The sequence below is a fragment of the Delftia sp. genome (assembly GCF_059499305.1).
This window is the reverse complement of the sequence record NZ_JCABYI010000014.1, coordinates 1-4338: the sequence shown is the minus strand read 5'-3', so window position 1 is coordinate 4338 and position 4338 is coordinate 1. Positions and strand designations below refer to the sequence as shown.

The 4338-nt window shown below is 70.5% G+C and carries 1 protein-coding gene; it reads left to right on the top strand.

Annotation, left to right across the window (positions count from 1 at the left end):
- Positions 1–4338 (top strand): amino acid adenylation domain-containing protein (locus AC5I49_RS09675; protein WP_495789262.1); only part of this gene is annotated, 4338 nt, incomplete at both ends.

Below are 4338 nucleotides of genomic sequence, written 5' to 3'. Positions count from 1 at the left end.
GCGAACTCGAATACCTGGGCCGTGCCGACCAGCAGGTCAAGATCCGGGGCTTCCGTATCGAGCTGGGCGAGGTGCAGTCGCAGCTGCTGGCCCAGCCCGAGGTGCGCGAGGCCGTGGTTTTGGCCAAGGAGGGCGCAAGGCTGATCGCCTATGTCTCCCTGCGTGACGCGGTGGAGGAAAGCCAGATCAAGCAGCGCCTGGGCCATGCGCTGCCCGACTACATGGTGCCCTCGGCCATCGTCGTGCTCGATGCCCTGCCGCTGACTGCCAACGGCAAGGTGGACCGCAAGGCGCTGCCCGAGCCGGAGATGGTCAGCGCCCAGCAATACGAGGCACCACAGGGCGAGTTGGAAGAAACGCTGGCGCAGATCTGGGCGGACGTGCTGGGCGTGGATCGCGTGGGCCGGCAGGACGGCTTCTTTGAACTGGGCGGGCATTCGCTGCTCGCCCTGGGCCTGCTGGAGCGCGTGCGCGCCCAGGGCCTGCGCGTGCAGGTGCGCACGCTGTTCCAGCACCCGAGGCTGGCGGAGTTTGCGCAGGCGGTACTGGAGGAACAGCAGGAGCCGCAGGGTGAGCAAGGGGAGGAGGTGGCCGGCGAGATCGACGTGCCACCCAACGGCATCCCCGAAGGCTGCACGGCGATCACGCCGGACATGCTGACCCTGGTGGCGCTGGATGAAGATGAGATTGCTCGCATTGCCGCGGCGGTGCCGGGAGGCGCGGCCAACATCCAGGACATCTACCCGCTGGCGCCGCTGCAGGAGGGAATTCTGTTCCACCACCTGCTGCAGTCCGAGGGCGATGCCTATGTCACCTCGCACACGCTGAGCTTCGACTCGCGCGAGCGGCTGCAGCGGTTTGCCGAGAGCTTTGATCAGGTGGTCGCGCGGCATGACATCCTGCGCACGGCCGTGTTCTGGGAGGGCCTGGCGACGCCCGTGCAGGTCGTCTGCCGGCAGGCCCGCCTGCCGCTGTCCTGGCTGGAGGAGGGAGGCACGGCGGCATCATCGCAGGACGCGCTGGCCCGGCTGGCCGCCTGCGCCCAGGGCTACCGCATCGACCTGCGCAAGGCGCCGCTGATCCACCTGGTGGCCGCGCACGACGCGCCGGGCCAGCGCTGGCTGCTGCAGATCCTGGCCCACCACATGGTGGACGACAACACCACGCTCAAGCAGGTGATCGGTGAGATCGCGCTGATCCAGCAGGGCCGCTCCAGCGCGCTGCCCCGGCCGCTGCCGTTCCGCCAGTTCGTGGCCCAGGCGCGCTCGGGCGAGGGCACGGCCGGGCATGAGGCGTTTTTCCGCGCCATGCTGGGCGATGTGCAGGAGCCCACGGCGCCTTTCGGGCTGCTGGACGTCCAGGGCGACGGAGCGCGCACGAACGAGGTGCGGCAGGTGCTTGACGGCGGCCTTGCCGCCCGGTTGCGGCAGCAGTCCCGGCGCCACGGCGTCAGCGCCGCCGCGCTGTTCCACCTGGCCTGGGCCCTGGTGCTGGCCAGGACCAGCGGCAGGGACGACGTGGTGTTCGGCACCGTGCTGTTTGGCCGCATGCAGGCCCAGCAGGGCGCGGCCCGCGCGCTGGGCATGTTCATCAATACGCTGCCGCTGCGCGTTCGCCTGGCCGGTCGTGGCGTGGCCCAGGCCCTGCGCCAGACCCAGTCCGCGCTGACGGACCTGCTGCAGCACGAGCACGCCAGCCTGTCGATGGCCCAGTCCTGCAGCGGCCTGGCCGGCGGGGCGCCGCTGTTCACGGCCCTGCTCAACTACCGGCACACGGCGCTGCAGGACGCGGACGCTGGCGATGCCTGGAGCGGCGTGCAGATACTGCAAAGCCACGAGCGCACCAACTTCCCGTTCGGCCTGTCGGTCAACGACACGGGCGAGGGCTTCACGCTGATCGCGCATGTGATCGATGCAGTGAATGCCCACAGCATGTGCGGCTACATGCACCAGGCCCTGGACGGCCTGGCAGATGCCCTGGCGCGCGACCCCGGCCAGCCCGTGACCGCGATTGCGGTGCTGCCCGCGCATGAACGGGACAGGCTGCTGCAGTGGAGCCTCAATGGCAAGTCCCATCCCCAGGCCCTGCCCGTGCACCGGGAATTCGAGGCCCGCGTGCGGGAGCAGCCCGATGCCGTCTGCCTGGTCCATGGCGACGAGGCGCTGACCTCGGCCCGGCTCAACGCCCGTGCCAACCGGCTGGCCCACCGGCTGATGGCCCTGGGCGTGGGGCCGGACGTGCGCGTGGGCGTTGCGCTGGAGCGCTCGGTGGACATGGTGGCCGGGCTGCTGGCGGTGCTCAAGGCCGGCGGCGCCTACGTGCCGCTGGACATGGAGTACCCGGTGGACCGCCTGGCCTACATTGCCCAGGACAGCGGCATTGCCCTGCTGCTGACCGAGCGCAAGGCACGCCAGCGCCTGCCGTTCGCGCAGGCGCTGAACGTGGTCGAGCTCGACGGCCTGGACCTGGACGCGGGGCCTGACCACAATCCCGGCGTGGCGGTCCATGGCGACCATCTGGCCTATGTGATCTACACCTCGGGCTCCACCGGCCGGCCCAAGGGGGCGGCCAACCGGCATGCCGCGCTGTCCAATTGCATGGCCTGGATGCAGGACCACTACCGGCTCACGCGGGCCGACGCGGTGCTGCACAAGGCGGCCTTCGGCTTCGATGTCTCGGCCTGGGAAATCTTCTGGCCGCTGACGGCGGGCGTGCGCCTGGTGGTGGCCCGGCCCGGCGACCACCGCGATCCCGAGCGCATCGTCGCGCTGATCCGCCGCCACCAGATCACCACGCTGAACTTCGTGCCAGCCATGCTGCAGGCGTTTCTGGCCCATGAAGGCATCGAGGAGGAGACCCGCCTGCGCTATGTGATCTGCGGCGGCGAGGCCATGCCGGCCGAGACACAGCGCGAGGCCCTGCGCCGCCTGCACGGCGTCAGCCTGCAAAACCTCTATGGCCCCACCGAGGCCGCCATCCACGTGACGCACTGGACCTGCCGCGACGATGGCCGCAGCCCGGTCCCCATCGGCCGCCCCGTCAGCGCGACCAAGGCCCTGGTGCTGGGCCAGGATCTGGGACTGGTTCCCGCAGGCGTGGCCGGCGAACTCTATCTGGGCGGGCAGGCGCTGGCGCAGGGCTACCTGGGCCGGCCCGGCCTGAGCGCCGAGCGCTTCGTCGCCGACCCGTTCGACCAGGGCGGCGGCCGCCTGTACCGCACGGGCGACCTGGTGCGCTGGAACGACGAAGGCCAGCTGGAGTACCTGGGGCGCCTGGACCACCAGGTGAAGATCCGGGGCTTTCGCATCGAGCTGGGCGAGATCGAGGCCCGGCTGCTGGCCCAGCCCCAGGTGCGGGAGTCCGTGGTCGTGGCCCGCAAGGGCCCGGCGGGCATGCACCTGGCGGCCTATGTCTCGGCGCATGAAGGGCTGCAGGTCACGGCGGCCGAACTGCGCGAGCGCCTGGCCCTTGAACTGCCGGACTACATGGTGCCGGCCGCCATCATGGTGCTGGACCGCCTTCCCCTGAATGCCAATGGCAAGGTGGACAGGGCCGCCTTGCCCGAGCCTGAACTGCTGGCCAGCTTGTACTACGAGGCGCCCGTGGGCGATGGCGAGCAGCGTCTGGCCGCACTCTGGAGCGAGGTGCTGGGCGTGGAGCGCGTGGGGCGCCAGGACCATTTCTTTGAGCTGGGCGGGCACTCGCTGCTGGCCCTGAAGCTGCTGGAGCGCATGCGCGCCCAGGGCTGGGTGACGCAGGTGCGCACGCTGTTCCAGCACCCCCGGCTGGCGGATCTGGCACTGGCGCTGCGCCGCGAGCAGGGCCTGCCCCGGCATGAGGTGCAGGTGCCGCCCAACGGCATCCCCGAAGGCTGCACGGCCATCACGCCCGACATGCTGACGCTGGTGGCGATGGACGCACAGGAGATCGCGCGGGTCGAGGCCGCCGTGCCCGGTGGCGCGGCCAACATCCAGGACATCTATCCGCTGGCGCCGCTGCAGGAAGGCATTCTGTTCCACCACACCCTGCACCAGCAGGGCGACGCCTATGCCACGCCCACGCTGCTGGGCTTCGACACGCGGGAGCGTTTGCTGGGCTTTGTGCAACGGCTCAACCAGGTCATCGCACGCCACGACATCCTGCGCACGGCCGTGCTGTGGGAGGGGTTGGCCGAGCCCGTGCAGGTGGTCTGCCGGCAGGCGCAGGTGCTGGTCGATTGGCTGGAGCCTGGTGAAAGCGAGGGCGAGGGCGAAGGCGATGTAGCCGCCGCGCTTCAGCAGCGCCTGGACCCGCGCGTGCAGCGCATCGATGTGCGCCGCGCGCCCATGATCCGCGCCG